Raw genomic sequence first — 17,157 nt, 5'->3', positions numbered from 1 at the left:
GCCGGACCTCGAATCGTGGAGGGCCCGTGAACGCGCCGATCATCCGGATCCGCGGCGTCAGCAAGACGTACGACCGATCCGACGCCGCCCACCCCGCGCTGGCCGGGCTCGACCTGGAGGTCCGGGCCGGCGAGGCGCTGGCCGTGCTCGGCCGCTCGGGCAGCGGCAAGTCCACCCTGCTGAACCTGGTCGCCGGCCTCGACCGCCCGAGCGAGGGCACCGTCGAGGTGGACGGCGTGGCCGTCCACGAGCTCGGCGAGGCCGCCCTGGCCGAGTACCGGCGGAAGCGGATCGGCATGGTGTTCCAGTTCTTCAACCTGCTGGACGACCTGAACGTCGAGGACAACGTGCTGCTCCCGGCCCAGCTCGCCGGGATGCGGCGGGAGCAGGCCCGGGCCCGGGCCGGCGAGCTGCTGGAGCGGCTCGGGGTCGCCCGGCACGCCAAGGCCTTCCCCGGTCGACTCTCCGGCGGCGAGCGCCAACGCGTCGCGGTGGCACGGGCCTTGATGAACCGCCCGCCGCTGCTGCTCGCCGACGAGCCGACCGGGGCGCTGGACACCGCCTCGGCCGCCGACGTCCGCGACCTGCTCCGGGGACTCAACGCGGAGGGCCAGACGATCCTGCTGGTCACCCACGACACCGCGCTCGCCGAGGCCTGCGCCGACCGGACCATCGAGCTGCTCGACGGCCGGCTGGTCCGGGACACCGCGGCCGTGCCGGCCCCCGGCGGTGTGCGATGAGCGAGCGCTGTGCGATGAGCGAGCGGTGGGGCTGCCCCCGGCCGGAGGCCGGGGGAGAGCGGATCACAGGAGGGCGCGTGCGGGCGAACGCCCCAGCCGGGCGAAGGGAGGCGGGCGCATGAGCGTACTGGGCAAGGTGGTTCGCGCCGGGGTCGGCCGCAAGCGGGTGCAGACCCTGGTCATGGTGCTCACCACGATGGCGGCCGTGACGGCGTGCATCCTCGCCACGGGCCTGCTGGCCGCCTCCCAGGGCCCGTACCAGCGCACCTTCGCCGACCAGCGCGGCGCGCACCTCAACGTGCTGTACGACCCGGCCAGGGCGAGCCCCGCCCAACTCGCCGCGACCGCGCACGCCCCCGGCGTGACGGCCTCGGCCGGCCCCTACCCGGCGCTCACCGTCCAGCCGCGCGTCGGCGACGAGCTCCGGATCCCGCCGGCCGGCAGCCTGCTCCCGCCGGTGACGCTGGTCGGCCGGGCGAAGGACGGCCCGCTGGACGGCCTGCGGATCACCATGGGCCGCTGGCTCTCCGGCCCCGGCGAGGTGGTGTTCCTGGACGGCCACTCGCCGCTGGGCGTCGGCGACAGCATGCAGTTCCCCGACCTCCCCGGGCACCCGGTCCTCAAGGTCGTCGGCCTGGCCGCCTCCCCCTCCTGGAGCGCGGACGGCTGGATCGCCCCCGAACAGGTCGCCGGGCTCACCGCGCCCGGTACGGCGCCCGCCGCCCAGTACCTCTACCGCTTCGCCCACGCCGACACCGACGCCGAGGTGGAGACCGACCGTGCGGCGCTCGCCGCCGCGGTGCCGGGCGGCGCCCTCGCCAGGGCCACCTCGTACCGGCCGGCCCAGACGGAGGCCAACCGGACGGCCGCCACCTTCGTCCCGTTCGTGACGGCCTTCGGGGTACTCGGCCTGGCCATGTCGGTGCTGATCATCGGCGTCGTGGTCAGCGGCGCCGTCAGCGCCGCCACCCGGCGGATCGGCATCCTCAAATCGCTCGGCTTCACCCCGTCCCAGGTGGCGCGCGCCTACGTCGGCCAGGCACTGATCCCGGCCGGGGTCGGCACGGCGCTCGGCGTGCTCGGCGGGAACCTGCTGTCCGTACCCGTCCTCGGGGTGGCGCACAAGGCCCTGCGCGGCGGCCTGCTCGGCATCCCGCTCTGGGTGGACGTCGCCGTTTCGGCGGTGGCCCTGGCAGCCGTGGCGGGCACCGCCCTGGTGCCTGCGCTGCGGGCCGGCCGGCTGCGCACGGTGGAGGCGCTCGCGGTCGGCCGGACGGCGCCGGGCGCCCGGCGGGCAGCCTCCCGCGGCGGCCCGGGCCGGGCGGGGGCTTCCGGCCAGGCGAGTGCGTCTGGTCGGGTCGACACGTCGGGCCCGGCCGGGGCGTCGAGTCCGGCCGGGGCGTCCGGTCCGGTCGCCAGGGTCCGGCAGTTCATCGGCCGCCTACCGGTGCCGCGCGCCCTGAGCCTCGGGCTGGCGACCCCGCTCACCCGGCCGGGCCGCTCGGCGACCACGGCCGCCGCGGTGGTGCTCGGCACGGCCGGAGTCACCCTGTGCGTCGGCCTGACGCTCTCGCTCGGCTCCTTCCAGGACGGCCTCCAGGCCGGGCGCTCCGGCAAGGTCGTGGTCCAGACCCCGATCGAGAGCTCGACGAAGGCCCCCGACCACGTGGACGAGGCCGCCGCGGCCAGGGCGATCGCCGACCGCCCCGGTACCCGGGCCTGGTACAGCACCGCTCCGACACCGGTCGCCGTGGCCGGGAACACCGGGCGCACCGCGGTGATCGCCTTCACCGGGGACGCCTCCTGGGGCGGCTACCAGCTGATCTCCGGCCGATGGTTCCAGGGCCCCGGCGAGGTGGTCGTCGCCACCGCCTTCCTGCGCGCCAACCAGGTGCGCGTCGGCGACACCGTCACCCTCACCGACCACGGGCGCAGCACCCCGGTGCGGATCAGCGGCGAGGTCCTGACCACCAACGACCAGGTGTTCGTCGACCGGGCCGCACTGGCCCCGCTCGGCACCGCCGTCCAGGCCGACACGGTCGCCTTCCAGATCGACCTCACCCCGGGCACGGACGCGCAGGCGTACGCGGACGGGCTCGACGACGCCGTCCGGCCGCTGGGCCTGAGCGCCGAAGCGGGCCGGCAGCAGATCAGCATCGTGATGCTGGCCATGAACACCCTCGCCGGGACGCTCACCCTGCTGCTGGCCGTGGTGGCCGGCCTGGGCGTGCTCAACACGGTGCTGCTGGACACCCGGGAGCGGGTGCACGACCTCGGGGTGCTCAAGGCGCTGGGGATGTCGCCCCGGCAGACGGTCGGCATGGTGCTCACCTCGGTCTGCGGCAGCGGGCTGGTGGCCGGGCTGATCGGGGTCCCGATCGGGATCCTGCTGCACCACCAGGTGATGCCGGCGATGGCCCGCGCCGCCGGGGTCGGGGTGCCGGAGGCGGACCTCACCGTGTTCCACCCCTCGGTGGTGGGGCCGCTGATACTCGGCGGCCTGGTACTGGCGCTGCTCGGCGCCCTCCTCCCCGCCGCCTGGACCGCCCGCACCCGGACGGTCACGGCGCTGCGCACCGAGTGACGGCGGGGCGAGGCGGGGCGGGCCCTCCCTGCCACCCCGACTGGGGCGGCAGAGGGCCGGGCCCTGCCGCCCCGCCCCGCCGGTGGCTCAGGCCAGCCGCGCCTCCGCGTACGCCTCCATGGCGGCCCGCTGGTACGCGGCCAGGCCCGGGGTGATGGCCTCGTACGCGGCGCTCCACTGGGCGTTCTCCGTGCAGGAGCGCGCGATCGCGCGGAACTCCTCGACGGAGACCGTCCGGAGGGCGGTGAGCGCCAGGTACTCGGCGTCGATGTGGCTCTGCACGGGCTCGGCGTCCGCCGGGTGGCCGGCCGCCAGCAGTTCCGCCAGGCGGATCATCCGCGCCGTCCGCTCGCGCTGTCCGGCCTCGACGTCGGCCTGGCTCATCGCGGCGGTGGCGCGCCGCGCCGCCTCGGCGTGCTCGGGGAAGTCCCGCAGGCTCTCCTCGACGTCGCCGGGCTCGATGCCCTCGAACAGGTTCTCCGGGCGGTTGATGCTGGTCATGGGTGTGCCGTCCTTTCGGGAACGTTCCAGGTCGGCGATCGTGCGGGAGACGGTGGCGGCCAGGGTGTCCAGCCGGTCGCGCTCGGCGAGCAGCCGGTGCCGGTGGTCCCGCAGGGCCTCCAGCTCGTCCACCTGGTCGCCCAGGATCCGGGCGATCCCGGTCAGCCCGACCCCCAGCGCCCGCAGCACGAGGATCTGTTGCAGCTGGAGCAACTGCCGCTCCTCGTAGTAGCGGTGGCCGTTCGAGCCGATCCAGGCCGGGGGCAGCAGGCCGATCTCGTCGTAGTGCCGCAGGGTCCGGGCGGTCACGCCCGACATCCGGACGACTTCCGCGATCGGCCAAGCCGTTGCCATGCGCCGTCTCCCTCGTTCACGTTCGCTTGGACCAGGGCCGGTTCCTCCGGCCCCGGTCACGACGGTAGAAGCTGCCGCTGCGGCAGCTTCAAGCCCCGAGACCGTCCCGGGACCGGAACCAGTGGAGGGACTGCCCGTGCGGTCCGGTGAAGGCCACCGGCCGCTCGTCCAGAGCGAGCGCGAACAGCCCGGATCCGGCGGGCGCCGGGCGGGGGAGGCGCCGCTCGACGGCCGGCAGCACCGAGACGGCCTCGTTGGAGATCCAGTGCCCGGGCAGGCCGCGCATGGTCACCGCGAACTCCTCCCGCGTCTCCGGGGACAGATAGGCGAGCACCGCGCTGTGGAACACCACCGGCGTGGCACCGGCAGGCACCTGCGCCACCAACTCCCGTACCGTCGCGTTGAGATCGCCGCGCACCAGGTGCGGCGGCTCGGCCCGGGCGACCTGGACGGCGCCGCGCAGCCGCTCCAGCCGGTGGGCCTGCTCGGGCCAGACCAGCGACTCCAGCCAGCGCACGTCCTCCTCGTCCCGGACGTCCAGCGGGTTGAGGTCGATCCCGGCGCGCCAGACCACTTCGGGCAGCCGCTCCCGCAGCGACGCCGGCAGCGGTACCGGCCCGCGCACCGCGCACTCCAGCGTCACCGGGCTCTCCTGGGCGCCGAACTCGACTGCCGGGTCGCCCGCTTCGCGCACGTCGCCCACGTCGCCCACGTCAACCGTGTACCGGTACCGGTACCGGTCGGGGTAGAGGCAGAGCCCCGCCGAGGCCCCCACCTCGATCAGCGCGAGCGGCTGCGGCAGCGCCGACAGCAGCGGCAGCAGGGTGGCGCACCGGCCGGCCTCGTTGGTCTGCGTCCGCCGTCGCAGCATCGTCGCCGTGACCTCGTCCCAGTGCGCCGATACCCAGGTGCGGAAGGCCGGATAGCCGGCCGTCACCGGTCCGCCGAGGTGGCGGACCGAACCGAACAGCAGGTTCGGCTGCCGCTTCGCGACCGGCAGTCCGTCCAGCAGGGCGCACAACTCCTCGTCTCCGGCGACGCGTTCGGCGAGGTCCTGGTAGCTCGCCGAGTTGCCGCGGGCCTCCCGCTCTGCGAAGGCCCGGTAGAGGTCCCCGGTAGCACTGTCCACGTTCCGTACTTCCTTTCTCTTCAGCTCTCTTCGACTCTCTTCAACGAATTGGCGCAGCCTTGTCCGTGCCCTGCCCGTGCCCTGTCCGTGCCTTTGCCGTCCGCTGTACGGGCGCTAACCGGGCCCCCGCGAGAGTGAGATCACACCGCCACCGCCCGGAGGCGGCCGGGCCGGTGGTACTACGGCTGCGCCGCCGCCCGCAGCGCGGAGACCAGCGCGCCGAGCACCGGCTGTCCCCAGGCGCCCTCGCGTACTGCGGCGTGCAGTGCACGGACCGGCTCCGGGCCGCGGAGCCGGCGCACGGTGACGCCCGGGTGGCGCTGGGCGAGTCCCAGGGCGGGGACCAGGGCGACGCCCAGTCCGGCCGCGACGAAGCCCTGCGCCGTCGCGTAGTCGGCGCTGTCCACCGCGACGGACGGCCCGAACCCGGCCGCGTCGCAGGCCCCCCGGACGACCTCCCGGCACGGGCCGGGCGGCTCGGCCCCCACCCAGGGCTCGTCCGCGAGCTCGGCGAGGTCCAGGACGCGCTTCGCGGCGAGCCGGTGGCCCCTGGGCAGCACCGCCCGGTACGGGTCGTCGCGCAGGTGGACCAGCCGCAGGCCGGGGTGCGCGGCGCCGTCGGACCGGACCGCCACCGCGAGGTCGGCCCGGCCGTCCAGCACCTCGGTGAGCGGGTCCTCCGGGTCGGTCATGCCGAGGTCGAGCCGTACGCCCGGGTGTGTTCGGCGGAACGCGGCCACCGCCGGGGCCACCAACGCGGCGCCGGCCGTGGCGAAGTAGCGCACGGTCAGGCTGCCGCTGCGCCCGGCCCGCAGGTCGGCCAGCGCCGCGCCGGCCTCCGCGACCTGCCGCTCGATGACGGCGGCGTGCCCGGCGAGCAGCAGTCCGGCGGCGGTCGGCCGCACGCCGCGCCCGACGCGTTCCAGCAGGGCCGTCCCGGTCTCCCGCTCCAGCACCGCCACCTGCTGGCTGACGGCGGACGGGGTGTAGCCGAGCGCGCCGGCCGCCGCGCTCACCGAGCCGTGGTCGACCACGGCCCGCAGGACCTGCATCCGTCGGACGTCGAGTACCTCAGTCATGTAGCTCAGCTTAAAGGTGGTGAAGAACATTTCGCTTGTGCTACCGGGTCCCGTCGCGGGACCGTCGTCGAACACCCCGACACCTCCCTGGCACCCGACACCGCCCCCGGGCACCTGCCCCCGGGCACCCGACCCCGACACACCCGACCCCGACACACCCGACCCCGACACACCCGACCCCGACACACCCGACACCGTCACCTCGACAGAAGGAGCACCGCCCGTGCTGCGGATGGCCGTTCTCGCCCTGTTCTGGGGCTCGGGCTTCCTCTGGATCCGGCTCGCGCTCCAGCACGGGCTCACCCCCGTGCAGATCACCGTGCTCCGCTCGGTCCTCGGCGCCGTAGTCCTGCTGCTGCTCGCCCGTTCCGCCCGGCAGCGCCTGCCGCGCGGCGCCGCCGTCTGGCGCCGGCTCACGCTGGCGGCGCTGCTCTGCAACGCGCTGCCGTTCCTGCTGACCGCGTACGGCGAGCGCGGCGTCGGTTCCGGTCTGGCCGGGGTGCTGCACGCGACCACCCCGCTCTGGTCCCTGCTGGTCGGCCTCGCCCTCGGCACCGAACGGGCCCTCGGCACCGAACGGGCCCGCGGCCCGCTGCGGTTGGGCGGTCTGGTGCTCGGCTTCGCGGGCGTGCTGCTGATCTTCTCCCCGTGGCGGGACGGCGGCGGCCTCCCGGCCCTGCCCGCGCTCGCCCTGCTCGGCGCGGCGGCCAGTTACGCGATCGCCTTCGCCTACATGGCCCGTGCCCTCACCGGCACGGGAACGGGCCCGTTGGCGCTCTCCGCCGCCCAGCTCACGGCCGCGGCCGGGCTGAGCACGCTCGCGCTCCCGGTCAGCGGCTCGCTCGACCCGGTCGCGGGCGCCGATCCGCTGGGACTCGTCGCCGTCGCCGTTCTCGGCGTCGCCTGCACCGGGCTCACCTTCCACCTCAACTACCGTCTCATCGCCACGGAAGGCCCCACGAGTGCGGCGACCGTCGGCTATCTGCTGCCGGTGGTCTCCACGGCGCTCGGCGCGCTCGTCCTCGGCGAGGAGCTGACGATCCGGACCGTCGCCGGAATGATCGTCGTACTCGCCGGTGTTTTTCTGACGAAACATCACCGGGCCCAGGCCCCCGCCCCCATACCGACCCCCACCGCTTCACGCGACTGAACGGACCATGCACCCCCACTCCCTCTGGCGAACCGCCGACTTCCGCACCCTCTTCACCGCGACCGCCCTCGCCCAACTCGGCACCAACGTCGGCTACGTCGCCGTCCCGCTGATCGCCGTCGAGGCGCTCGACGCGGGCCCGGGGCAGGTCGGCGTCCTCGCCACCCTGAGCACCCTCGCCTTCCTGCTCATCGGCCTGCCCGCCGGCGCCTGGGTGGACCGGATGCGCCACCGCCGCGTGCTGATCGTCGCCGACCTGGTGAAGGCCGCGTTGTACGCCTCGATCCCGTTCACCTGGTGGCTGGGCGGGCTCACCCTCTGGCAGCTGTACGCGGTCGCGCTGCTCACCGGCTGCGCGACGGTCTTCTTCGACGTCGGCTCGCAGAGCGTGCTGCCCCGGTTGGTCGGCCGCGGGCACCTGGTGCAGGCGAACGCCGCCGTCGTCGGCCTGATGGCGGTCGGCAACGTCGCCGGGCGCGGCGCGGGCGGCCTGCTGGTCCAACTGCTCACCGCGCCGTTCGCGATCGTCGCGACCGCGCTCAGCCACCTCGGCTCGGCGCTTCGCCTGATCGGGCTGCGCCGCACCCCCGCCTCCACCTCCGAGCCGATCGCCGACGAGGGCGGGGGCGGGGGCGGCGGCGATCGGCCCGGGGGCGGCGGGCTCGGAGCACAGATCGCCGAGGGGCTGCGGCACGTCCTCGGCAACCGGGAACTGCGCGCGCTCGCTCTCACCGGGGCCCTCACCAACCTGGGCTTCCAACTCGTCAACACCCTGCTACCGGTGCTGTTCGTGCGGGAACTGGGCCTTCCCGCCGGGGCGTTGGGCCTGTTCTGGGCGGTCGGCGGGGTCGGCACCCTGCTCGGCTCGCGCTGCGCCCGCCCGATCGCCGCCCGACTCGGCTACGGACGCACGCTCGGCCTGGCCGGCGTCTGCGTGGCGCCCGCCGGGCTGCTGGTGCCGCTGATCGGGCACGGCCCCTGGCTGTTCGCGGCGGGGGCGGGCTGGCTGCTGGTCTCGCTCAAGACCGGGATGGACAACGTCCTCGGGGTGAGCCTGCGCCAGCGGATGACCCCGGACGCGCTCCTCGGCCGGATGAACGCCACCTTCCGCTTCCTGCTCACCGGCGCGCTCGCGATCGGCTCCGCGCTGTCCGGGCTGCTCGGTGAACTCGTCGGCCTGCGGGCCACCCTCTGGTTCGGCGGAGCCGTCCTCGCGGTGGCCTTCCTGCCGGTCTTCCTCTCCCCGATCCGCACCCGCCGCCGGCTCCCCGAAGCCGAAACCGAAGCCGAAGCCTCCGAAGGCCCCGTCCCCACCCAGCTCCCCGCGCAGCCCCGACAGGCCTGAAGGCCTACCAGCCCGGCCCGTGCCCCGGCTGCCAGTCCAGCCCCAGGTGCGGGCGCGGGCGGTGGATCCGCAGCAGCGCGGTCACCGACCAGACGACCAGGGTCAGCAGGGCGTAGAACAGCAGCAGCGCCCAGAACGGCGTGGTGGACATGCTCCCGTCCTCGAACCGGCACCACGCGTCCGGCGGCAGCCAGGACGCGCCCGTCTCCAGCAGCCGTCCGCCGCCGGGCACCAGGCCCTGCTCGCAGCGCTCGCCGAAGTCCAGTGACCGCACGTACAGCAGCCCGTACAGCGAGCCCGCCGCCGCGAGGGACAGGACGGCGCCGAAGGTGAGCAGCACCGCCCGCCGTCGCCCGGTCGCCGTACGGATGTTCGTCACCGGGGCAGCGTACCGGCGCACTGTCCGGGGCGCCGCCGGGATCACCCGAGCAGGCCGCCCATGTGCGCGTCCTCGGCGAGCAGCCGCCACGAGCACCCGGGCGAGGCGAACGCCTCCGGGTCGACGGCCTCCACGAGCCGGTCCACCACGGTGCTCAGCAGCGACTGCGGGTCGAACACCGCCCAGGTGTCCCGGCCCCGCCCGCAGTCCCAGCGTTCCCACTCGGCGCGCAGCCGCTCGTACGTCCACAGCGCGTACAGCAGGGCGGACAGGTCGCGGTTGAGGTAGGCCTCCGGCTGGCCGTCGTCGTACCAGTCCGGCAGTTCCAGGCGGCCGGTGATGCCGTCCAGGGCGATCGTCAGATCGGTCGGCCAGTCCCCGAGCGCCAGGAACTCCCGCTGGTACGGGCGTTCCTCCTCGCCGTCGAAGTACTCCGGGTACGCCTCCGCCATCGTGACCAGCGGCTCCTCGCAGACCCCGAACATCGCCCCGCCCAGCGGCAGTCCGATCTCGGTCAGCAGCCGCCGGGTCGGCTCGTGCACCAGCCCGTCGGGCAGTTCCTCCGCCCGGTAGCGGTGCACCAGGCCCGCGCCGCCCTCCTCGCCCGTCAGCGCGGCGAGCTCCGCCACCAGCTCCGGGCCGACCTCGTACGCCGGACCGTCCGGACCGCCGGGCAGCGCGCCCCAGCCCAGCGTCCGCACGAGCAGTGCCGTGCCCCAGTGCGCGGGCGGCGTCGCGGACCGCCCGAACAGCCCGGGGTCGATCTCCCGCATCCGCCGTTCGGCCCCGGCCGTCACCTCGGCGACCGCCGCGGGGCCGCGCCGCCCGTTCAGCGCGTCCGCCCGCCGGGCCGCCTCGGCGACCGCCTCCACCTCCCGCACCAATCCGGCCAGCGCGGGCAGGCCGGAGGCCAGCAGGTCCCGCCGCGGGCCCGGTTCGCCGAGGAACACCTCGCCGGTCGTTCCGTCGAGCAGCACCAGGCCGCCGGCCGCGGCGAACGGCGCGCAGTACTCCGTCTCGCCCAGGACGAACAGCCGCTCCGCCTCGGGCAGTGCCGCCAACGCCCCGTCGCCGAGCACCCCGAAGTCCAGGAACGCCCCCGAGAGCGGCAGCCCCTCCCGGATCAGGAACTCCCGGCTCCCCGGATGCACCACCCCACTCGGCAACCCGTCCGCCGCCACCCGCGCACACCCCACGTCCCCCATGCCCCCCACGTCCCCCGACTTCCACCGCCCCGACCCTTGACCCCCAGACCCTAGCCGCCCCATCCGACACCAGCGCGGACAAGCCACCGCAGGGCTCCAGCCTGTACCGGGCGGGTCAGACGAGCCCGCCGGCCTCCCGGGCGGCCCGCTCCACGCGGGCGTGGTGGGCCTGCCACCAGGCCGCGTCGCCGGGGGCGGTGTTGATCCCGTCGGGGCGCTGGCCGGTGGTGCCGTCGACGAGTTCGCGGAGCAGGTCGGCGTGGCCGGCGTGGCGGTGGGTCTCGGCGATCATGTGGACGAGGATCCGGTGCAGGGTCTGCTCGGCCCGCCGGCCGAACGGTATCCGGCCGATCGCGTCCAGCGGCAGCGCCTCGATGGTGGCGTCGGTGTGCGCCCAGACCCGGCGGTAGCGCCCGGTGATCTCTTCCGTCGTCTCGTCCGCCCGTGCCCACAGGTCGGCGTTCGGCTCGGTGTCGCCGGTGAACCACAGCGGCGTCGGTTCGGGGAACGGCCGCCCGAAGGTGTCGCCGAAGTACATCGCCTCGGCCCCGGTGACGTGCTTGACCAGCCCCAGCAGGTTGGTTCCGGTCGGGGTCAGCGGGCGCCGGAGGTCGTACTCGGAGAGGCCGTCGAGCTTCCACAGCAGGACGTTGCGGGCGTCCTGGAGGTAGATCCGGAGGTCGGTTTTGGGATCGGTCTTGGGGCTGGTTGCCGTCATGGCATCAGTCTGTTGATCGCGTCGGACCTGTCCATCGATTTCCGTGCACCCAGGGGTTGGCAAGGGGGAACTACGGAGTGTGACGGGCGGGGCGGGGAGGGTGTGGACTTGAATCTTTACGAACGAATGTTCGATCCTGGGGTTGTGTCCGTTTTCGAACCTGTTTTCGATTCCATCGCCGAGCGACCGACGCTCCGGCCGGTGGCGCCGGCCGCCGTGCCGGCGGACGGGCAGGCCGGGCAGGACAAGCAGGACAAGCAGGACAAGCAGGACGGGCAGGGCGTGCTGCCGGTGGTGCCGGCGCTGCGGGAGGTGCTGCCGGACGGCGGGCTGCGGCGGGGGACTGCGGTGTCGGTGGCGGGTGGGGACACCGGGCTGCTGCTGGCGCTGGCGGCCGGGGTGAAGGAGACCGAGGGCGGCTGGGCGGCGGCCGTCGGGCTGCCGGACCTGGGGCTGGCCGCGGCCGAGGGGTACGGGCTGGACCTGCGGCGGCTGCTGGTCGCGGACGACCCGGGGCCGCACTGGGCCGAGGTGGTGTCGGTGCTGGCCGGCGCGGTCGAACTGGTCATGCTGCGCCCGGACGGCCCAGTGCCGCCGAAGCTGGCCACCCGGCTGGCGGCGGTGCTGCGGCGCAGCGGCTGCGTGCTGCTGGTGGCCGGGCCGTGGCCGGGGGCGGCCCTGCGGCTGGGGGTGCGGTCCGGGCGCTGGTTCGGACTGGGGGACGGTTACGGGCAGCTCGCCGGGCGGCAGGTGGAGGTGGTGGCCGAGGGGCGCGGTTCGGCGGTGCGCGGGCGGGCCGCCCGGCTCTGGCTGCCGGACGAGCACGGCGCGGTACGGCCGGTCCTGGACCGGCCGGCCCTGGCGCGCCCCGTCCTGGAGCGTCCCGTTCCGGGGCGGCCCGGGGCCGTCGAGCAGCCGCTCGAACGGGTAGCGGTGGTGTGAGCGATGGCGGACGACAGGACACCGCGGGTGCTGGTGGTCTGGTGCCCGGACTGGCCGGTGGCGGCCGTCACCGGCGACGACCCGGTGGCGGTGACCGAGGGCGGGCGGATCCTCGCCTGCTCGGCGGGTGCCCGGGCGGCCGGGGTGCGGCAGGGGCAGCGGCTCAAGCTGGCCCAGCGGCTCTGCCCGGCGCTGGAGCTGCGCGACCGCGACCCGGAGGCGGAGACCGGCCGCTTCGAGCCGGTGGTCGCGGCGGTGGAGGCGTTCACGCCCCGGGTGGAGGTGGTCCGCCCGGGCCTGTGCGCGATCCCGGTGAAGGGGCCGGGCCGCTACTTCGGCGGCGAGGAGGCGCTGGCGGCCAAGGTCCGGACGGCGGTGGCGGACGTGTTGGCCCGGGAGCCGGTCCCGGACGCTGCCCCCGGCGCGGTCGCCGTGCCCGGTACGGATACCACCCCTGCGACGGAGCACCCCCCGCCCCCGCCCGCCCAGGTCGGCGTCGCCGACGGCCTGTTCGCCGCCGTGCTCGCCGCCCGCGCCGGAGTGCTGGTGCCGGCCGGGCGGACGGCGGAGTTCCTCGCGCCGTACCCGGTGGGCGTGCTCGGCGACGAGGCGCTGGCGGAGGTGCTGGGGCGGCTCGGCCTGCCGACCGTCGGGGCGTTCGCCGCGCTGCCGCCCGAGGCGGTCGCGGACCGCTTCGGCCCGGCGGGGGCGGTGGCGCACCGGCTGGCCCGGGGCTTGCAGCCGCGCCCGCTGGTGCCGCGCGACCAGGAGCCGGACCTCGCCGTCGAGCAGCGCTTCGACCCGCCCGAGCCGCTGGCGGAGCCGTTGGTGTTCGTCGCCCGCACGCTGGCCGAGCAGCTGCACCAGCGGCTGGCCGGGGCCGGGCTGACCTGCCGCCGGGTGGCCGTCGAGGTGGCCTGCGCGGACGGGCGGACGGCCTCGCGGCTGTGGCGGCACGAGGGCGGGCTGTCGGCGACGGCGCTGGCCGAGCGGGTCCGCTGGCAACTCCAGGCCTGGCAGGGCGCGGGCACGTTCGCCGCGTCCGGGGAGGCGTCCGGGGAGGCGCCCGACGTCGGGTTCGCCCTGCTCCGGCTGGCCCCCGACGGCCTCTCCCCGGACCAGGGGCGCCAGTTGGCGCTGTGGGGCCAGGCGGTCGCGGACGACCGGGTGGAGCGCGCGGTGGCCCGGGTGCAGGCGGTGCTCGGGCATGCCGGGCTGCGCCGGATCGAGCCGGCCGGCGGGCGCGGTCCGGGCGAGCAGGCGGTCAAGGTGCCGTGGGGCGAACCGTACGAGGCGGCGGGGTCGGTCGGCGCGCCCTGGCCCGGGCGGCTGCCGGACGTGTGGCCGGCGGTGGTGCTGCGGGAGCCGGTGCCGGTGCGGGTGCTGGACGAGGCCGGGCTGCCGGTCACGGTGGACGGCCGGGCGGGGGTGTCGGCCCGCCCGGCCCTGGTGGTGTTCCACGATGGCCCGTCGGGCAGGGAGGGGCAGGGGCGACAGGAGCGGGTGGACGGCTGGACCGGCCCCTGGCCGGCGGTCGAGTACTGGTGGGACCAGTCGCTCGCCCGCCGCCGGGCCCGGTTCCAGGTGGTGCTGGGCGGTGGCCGGGCGCTGCTGCTCACGGTGGAGGGGGGTGCGTGGTACCTGGAGGCCGGCTACGACTGACGGCCACCGGCCCGAGGGGGGAGATCCGAGGGGGCCGAGGGGGGAGAGGTGACGAACCGCGAGAACGAAGGCGACCCCCGATGGGCTTCACCAGCCACCCCACCCTCCCCTGGAGCGAGCTGCACCGCCGCCTGACCGGCGCCGCGCCGGACCGTACGGTCGTCCCCCTGCACCGCCCCGCCCAGGAGGAGCCCGCCCCCGGAGCCCCCGGAGCCCCCGCCCCCGGAGCCCCCGGCGACGGCGGCGAGCCCTGGGCCGAACTGCACGTCCACTCCGCCTTCAGCTTCCTGGACGGCGCCAGCGACCCGGAGGACCTGGTCGCCGAGGCGGCCCGGCTGGGCGTGGAGACGCTGGCGATCACCGACCACGACGGCCTGTACGGCGCGGTCCGGCTGGCCGAGGCGGCCCGGGGGACGGGCGTGGCCACCGCGTTCGGCGCCGAACTGACGATCCGTCACAACAGCGCAGAGGTGGAACACTTGCTGGTCCTGGCCCGAGACCCGACCGGCTACCGCCGACTGTCCGCCGCGATCGCCGCCGCCCAGCTGGCCGGCGGCGCGAAGGGCCGCCCGGCGTACGACCTCGCGGCACTGGCCGGGGCGCACGGCGGCCACTGGGCGGTGCTCACCGGCTGCCGCCTCGGCCGCGTCCCGGCAAAGCTGGACGACGGCACGGCCGGGCACCAACTCCACACCCTGACCGAGGCGTTCGGTCGCGACAACGTCCACGTGGAGCTGATCGACCAGTGGCTTCCCGGCGACGACCGGCGCAATGACGCCCTCGCCGCGCTCGCCGCCGAGCAGGGCCTCCCGGTGGTCGCCTCCACCAACGCCCACCACGCCGGCCCGGCCCAGGGCCGGCTGGCGCAGAGCCTGGCCGCGCTGCACGGGCGCCGCACCCTCCAGGACGCGGTCGGCTGGACGCGGGCCGCGGGCACCGCGCACCTGCGCTCCGGCCGGGAGATGGCCGCCCGGCTGGCCCGCTTCCCGGGGGTGCGGCGGGCGACCGCCGAACTCGGCCGTTCCTGCGCCTTCGACTTCACCAGGCTGGACCCGGAGCTCCCGGGCTTCCCCGTCCCGGAGGGCGAGAGCGAGATCAGCCACCTGCGCGCCCTGGTCGCCGCCGGGGGCCCGGCCCGCTTCGGGCCCGGCAACGCGGCCGCCCGGCGCCAGCTCGCCCTGGAGCTGGACGTCATCGAGGACCTCGACCTGGCCGGTTACTTCCTGATCGTGCACGACATCGTCGACTTCTGCCGGGGCCAGGACATCTGGTGCCAGGGCCGCGGCTCGGCCGCCAACTCGGCGGTCTGCTACGCCCTGGGGATCACCGCCGTCGACCCGGTCCACTACAAGCTGCTGTTCGAACGCTTTCTGTCCACCGCCCGGGACGGGCCGCCCGACATCGACCTGGACATCGAGAACCGCCGCCGCGAGGAGGTCATCCAGTACGTCTACCGCCGCTACGGCCGCGAGCACGCCGCGCAGGTCGCCAACGTGATCACCTACCGGCCCCGGCTGGCGATCCGCGACGCGGCCAGGGTGCTCGGCTACCCGCAGGGCCAGGTGGACGCGTTCAGTCGGCAGACCGACTTCCGCTCCGCGCCCGGCGCGGACGCCGTGATCCCCGCCGACGTGCTCTCGCTCGCCGCCCAACTCCACGGCCTGCCGCGCCACCTGGGCATCCACTCGGGCGGCATGGTGCTCACCAGGGAGCCGATCGGCGAGATCTGCCCGACCGAGTGGGCCCGGATGCCCGGGCGCTCGGTGCTGCAGTGGGACAAGGAGTCCACCGCCGGCGCCGGGCTGGTGAAGATCGACCTGCTCGGCCTCGGCATGCTCGCCGCGCTGCACGACGCCTGCGACCTGGTCGCCGAGCACCACGGCCTGCGCTACGACCTGGCCACCATCCCGGACGGCGACGCGGGCGTGTACGCGATGCTGCGCCGGGCGGACACCGTCGGCGTGTTCCAGGTCGAGTCGCGGGCCCAGATGGCGACGCTGCCCCGGCTCAAGCCGGACCACTTCTACGACCTGGTGGTCGAGGTCGCGCTGATCCGGCCCGGCCCGATCCAGGGCGGCTCCGTGCACCCGTACCTGCGCCGCCGGGCGGGCGCCGAACCGGCCGGCTGCCCGCACCCGCTGATGGAGAACGCGCTCGGCAAGACCCTCGGGGTGCCGCTGTTCCAGGAGCAGATGATGCAACTCGCCATCGACTGCGCCGGGTTCACGCCCGCCGAGGCGGACCGGCTGCGGCAGGCGATGGGCGCCAAGCGCTCGCACGAGCGGGTCGCCCGGCTGCGCGAGCGGCTGCTCGGCGGGATGGCCGAGCGCGGCATCCCCGAGGAGGTCGCCGAGGACGTCTACGGCAAGATCGAGGCGTTCTCCAACTACGGCTTCCCGGAGAGCCACGCGATCAGCTTCGCCTACCTGGTGTACGCCAGCGCCTGGCTCAAGTACCACTTCCCGGCGGCCTTCACCTGCGCCCTGCTGGCCAACCAGCCGATGGGCTTCTACTCGCCGCTGAGCCTGGTCGCGGACGCCCGGCGGCACGGCGTGCGGGTGCGCGGGGTGGACGTCAACGCCAGCGCGCCGCGCCCCACCCTGGAGCCGCACCGGGGGGCGACGCCGGAGCCGCCGCTGACCGCGGGCCGCCCGCAGCCGGCGATCCGGCTGGGCCTGGAGACGGTGCGCGGCATCGGCGCCCCGCAGGCCGCGGCGATCGCGGCCGGGCAGCCGTACGCCGACCTGGAGGACTTCGCGCGCCGCACCGGTCTGCCCGCGCCGGCGCTGGAGGCGCTGGCGGCGGCGGGCGCCTTCGATTGCTTCGGACTGACTAGACGTCAGGCGCTGTGGGCGGCAGGGGTGTTCGCCGGGATCTCGGCCGCGCTGATCCCGGGGACCACGCCCGGGACGGAGGCGCCGCCGCTGCCCGGCATGAGCCCGGTCGAGGAGACCATCGCCGACCTGTGGGCCACCGGAACCTCCGCCACCAGCCACCCGCTCCAGCACCTGCGCGCCCGCCTGGAGCGCGGCGGCGCCCTGTCCGCCGCCGAACTCCCCGACGCGGCGCCGGGATCGGAGGTGGTGGTCGGCGGCCTGGTCACCCACCGGCAGCGGCCGCCGACGGCCGGCGGGGTGCTCTTCCTCAGCCTGGAGGACGAGACCGGCCTGATCAACGTGGTCTGCAACCGCCCGGTCTGGGAGTCCCAGCGCCGCACCGCCCTCGACCGGGCCGGCCTGCTGGTCCACGGCCGCATCGAGCGCGACCGCGGCGCCACCAACCTGATCGCCACCCGGCTCACCCCGCTGCGGATCGGACTCTGAGCGGGGTGAGCCGAGGGCGGGATCCTGGACCGCCCTCCACGCCAGG

At 75.6% G+C, this 17,157-nt stretch carries 13 protein-coding genes; 7 read left to right on the top strand and 6 right to left on the bottom strand.

Annotated features, from left to right (window positions below):
- The first annotated feature begins 26 nt into the window (after window positions 1–26).
- Entirely contained in the window at window positions 27–740 is a 714-nt protein-coding gene (locus ACFWPT_RS28080) for an ABC transporter ATP-binding protein (RefSeq protein WP_244293320.1), read from the top strand.
- A gap of 118 nt (window positions 741–858) precedes the next feature.
- Window positions 859–3,324, top strand: a complete 2,466-nt coding sequence (locus ACFWPT_RS28075; protein WP_380485147.1) for an FtsX-like permease family protein — start codon at window positions 859–861, stop codon at window positions 3,322–3,324.
- An 87-nt stretch (window positions 3,325–3,411) separates the two neighbouring features.
- Here the strand turns inward: ACFWPT_RS28075 and ACFWPT_RS28070 are convergent, their stop codons facing one another.
- The 3 genes from ACFWPT_RS28070 to ACFWPT_RS28060 all read right to left on the bottom strand — a co-directional run bounded on the left by ACFWPT_RS28070 (window position 3,412) and on the right by ACFWPT_RS28060 (window position 6,360).
- Window positions 3,412–4,179, bottom strand: a complete 768-nt coding sequence (locus ACFWPT_RS28070) for a MerR family transcriptional regulator (protein WP_380485145.1) — start codon at window positions 4,177–4,179, stop codon at window positions 3,412–3,414.
- A gap of 88 nt (window positions 4,180–4,267) precedes the next feature.
- Entirely contained in the window at window positions 4,268–5,308 is a 1,041-nt protein-coding gene (locus ACFWPT_RS28065) for a DUF2332 domain-containing protein (protein ID WP_380485143.1), read from the bottom strand.
- 179 nt (window positions 5,309–5,487) lie between these two features.
- Entirely contained in the window at window positions 5,488–6,360 is an 873-nt protein-coding gene (locus ACFWPT_RS28060) for a LysR family transcriptional regulator (RefSeq protein ID WP_380485192.1), read from the bottom strand.
- A gap of 259 nt (window positions 6,361–6,619) precedes the next feature.
- Between ACFWPT_RS28060 and ACFWPT_RS28055 the strand changes: the two genes are divergently transcribed.
- Together ACFWPT_RS28055 and ACFWPT_RS28050 are read left to right on the top strand one after the other, a co-directional pair.
- On the top strand, window positions 6,620–7,537 hold the full coding sequence (locus ACFWPT_RS28055) for a DMT family transporter (protein WP_380485190.1): 918 nt from the start codon (window positions 6,620–6,622) through the stop codon (window positions 7,535–7,537).
- Window positions 7,538–7,544: 7 nt separating this feature from the next.
- Window positions 7,545–8,882 carry an MFS transporter gene (locus tag ACFWPT_RS28050; RefSeq protein WP_380485141.1) on the top strand — a complete coding sequence of 446 codons (1,338 nt, stop codon included), beginning with the start codon at window positions 7,545–7,547 and terminating at the stop codon, window positions 8,880–8,882.
- Window positions 8,883–8,886: 4 nt separating this feature from the next.
- Here the strand turns inward: ACFWPT_RS28050 and ACFWPT_RS28045 are convergent, their stop codons facing one another.
- From ACFWPT_RS28045 to ACFWPT_RS28035, 3 genes are all read right to left on the bottom strand, one after another.
- Complete coding sequence (locus ACFWPT_RS28045; RefSeq protein ID WP_159398386.1) at window positions 8,887–9,261, bottom strand: hypothetical protein; 375 nt, start codon at window positions 9,259–9,261, stop codon at window positions 8,887–8,889.
- Window positions 9,262–9,302: 41 nt separating this feature from the next.
- Entirely contained in the window at window positions 9,303–10,466 is a 1,164-nt protein-coding gene (locus ACFWPT_RS28040; protein WP_380485139.1) for an SUKH-4 family immunity protein, read from the bottom strand.
- Window positions 10,467–10,581: 115 nt separating this feature from the next.
- Window positions 10,582–11,184, bottom strand: a complete 603-nt coding sequence (locus tag ACFWPT_RS28035; RefSeq protein WP_380485137.1) for a DinB family protein — start codon at window positions 11,182–11,184, stop codon at window positions 10,582–10,584.
- Between the two features lie 201 nt (window positions 11,185–11,385).
- On the opposite strand from ACFWPT_RS28035, the gene ACFWPT_RS28030 reads away from it, so the two are divergent.
- From ACFWPT_RS28030 to ACFWPT_RS28020, 3 genes are all read left to right on the top strand, one after another.
- Window positions 11,386–12,126, top strand: coding sequence for a hypothetical protein (locus ACFWPT_RS28030; protein ID WP_380485134.1), 741 nt, complete (start codon window positions 11,386–11,388; stop codon window positions 12,124–12,126).
- A 3-nt stretch (window positions 12,127–12,129) separates the two neighbouring features.
- Complete coding sequence (locus ACFWPT_RS28025) at window positions 12,130–13,788, top strand: DNA polymerase Y family protein (RefSeq protein ID WP_380485132.1); 1,659 nt, start codon at window positions 12,130–12,132, stop codon at window positions 13,786–13,788.
- Between the two features lie 80 nt (window positions 13,789–13,868).
- Window positions 13,869–17,111 carry an error-prone DNA polymerase gene (locus ACFWPT_RS28020; RefSeq protein WP_380485130.1) on the top strand — a complete coding sequence of 1,081 codons (3,243 nt, stop codon included), beginning with the start codon at window positions 13,869–13,871 and terminating at the stop codon, window positions 17,109–17,111.
- The last annotated feature ends 46 nt before the right edge of the window (window positions 17,112–17,157 follow it).

It is taken from the genome of Kitasatospora sp. NPDC058478, from assembly GCF_042720345.1.
Lineage (GTDB): Bacteria > Actinomycetota > Actinomycetes > Streptomycetales > Streptomycetaceae > Kitasatospora.
The sequence above is the reverse complement of the archived record's forward strand: the minus strand, read 5'-3'. Positions and strand labels throughout refer to the sequence as shown.

Coding starts and splice junctions, on each gene's coding strand:
- ACFWPT_RS28060 (WP_380485192.1), bottom strand. CDS start 6,360: ATGCAGGTCCTGCGGGCCGTGGTCGACCACGGCTCGGTGAGCGCGGCG.
- ACFWPT_RS28070 (WP_380485145.1), bottom strand. CDS start 4,179: ATGGCAACGGCTTGGCCGATCGCGGAAGTCGTCCGGATGTCGGGCGTG.
- ACFWPT_RS28025 (WP_380485132.1), top strand. CDS start 12,130: ATGGCGGACGACAGGACACCGCGGGTGCTGGTGGTCTGGTGCCCGGAC.
- ACFWPT_RS28055 (WP_380485190.1), top strand. CDS start 6,620: ATGGCCGTTCTCGCCCTGTTCTGGGGCTCGGGCTTCCTCTGGATCCGG.
- ACFWPT_RS28020 (WP_380485130.1), top strand. CDS start 13,869: ATGGGCTTCACCAGCCACCCCACCCTCCCCTGGAGCGAGCTGCACCGC.
- ACFWPT_RS28040 (WP_380485139.1), bottom strand. CDS start 10,466: ATGGGGGACGTGGGGTGTGCGCGGGTGGCGGCGGACGGGTTGCCGAGT.
- ACFWPT_RS28050 (WP_380485141.1), top strand. CDS start 7,545: ATGCACCCCCACTCCCTCTGGCGAACCGCCGACTTCCGCACCCTCTTC.
- ACFWPT_RS28035 (WP_380485137.1), bottom strand. CDS start 11,184: ATGACGGCAACCAGCCCCAAGACCGATCCCAAAACCGACCTCCGGATC.
- ACFWPT_RS28075 (WP_380485147.1), top strand. CDS start 859: ATGAGCGTACTGGGCAAGGTGGTTCGCGCCGGGGTCGGCCGCAAGCGG.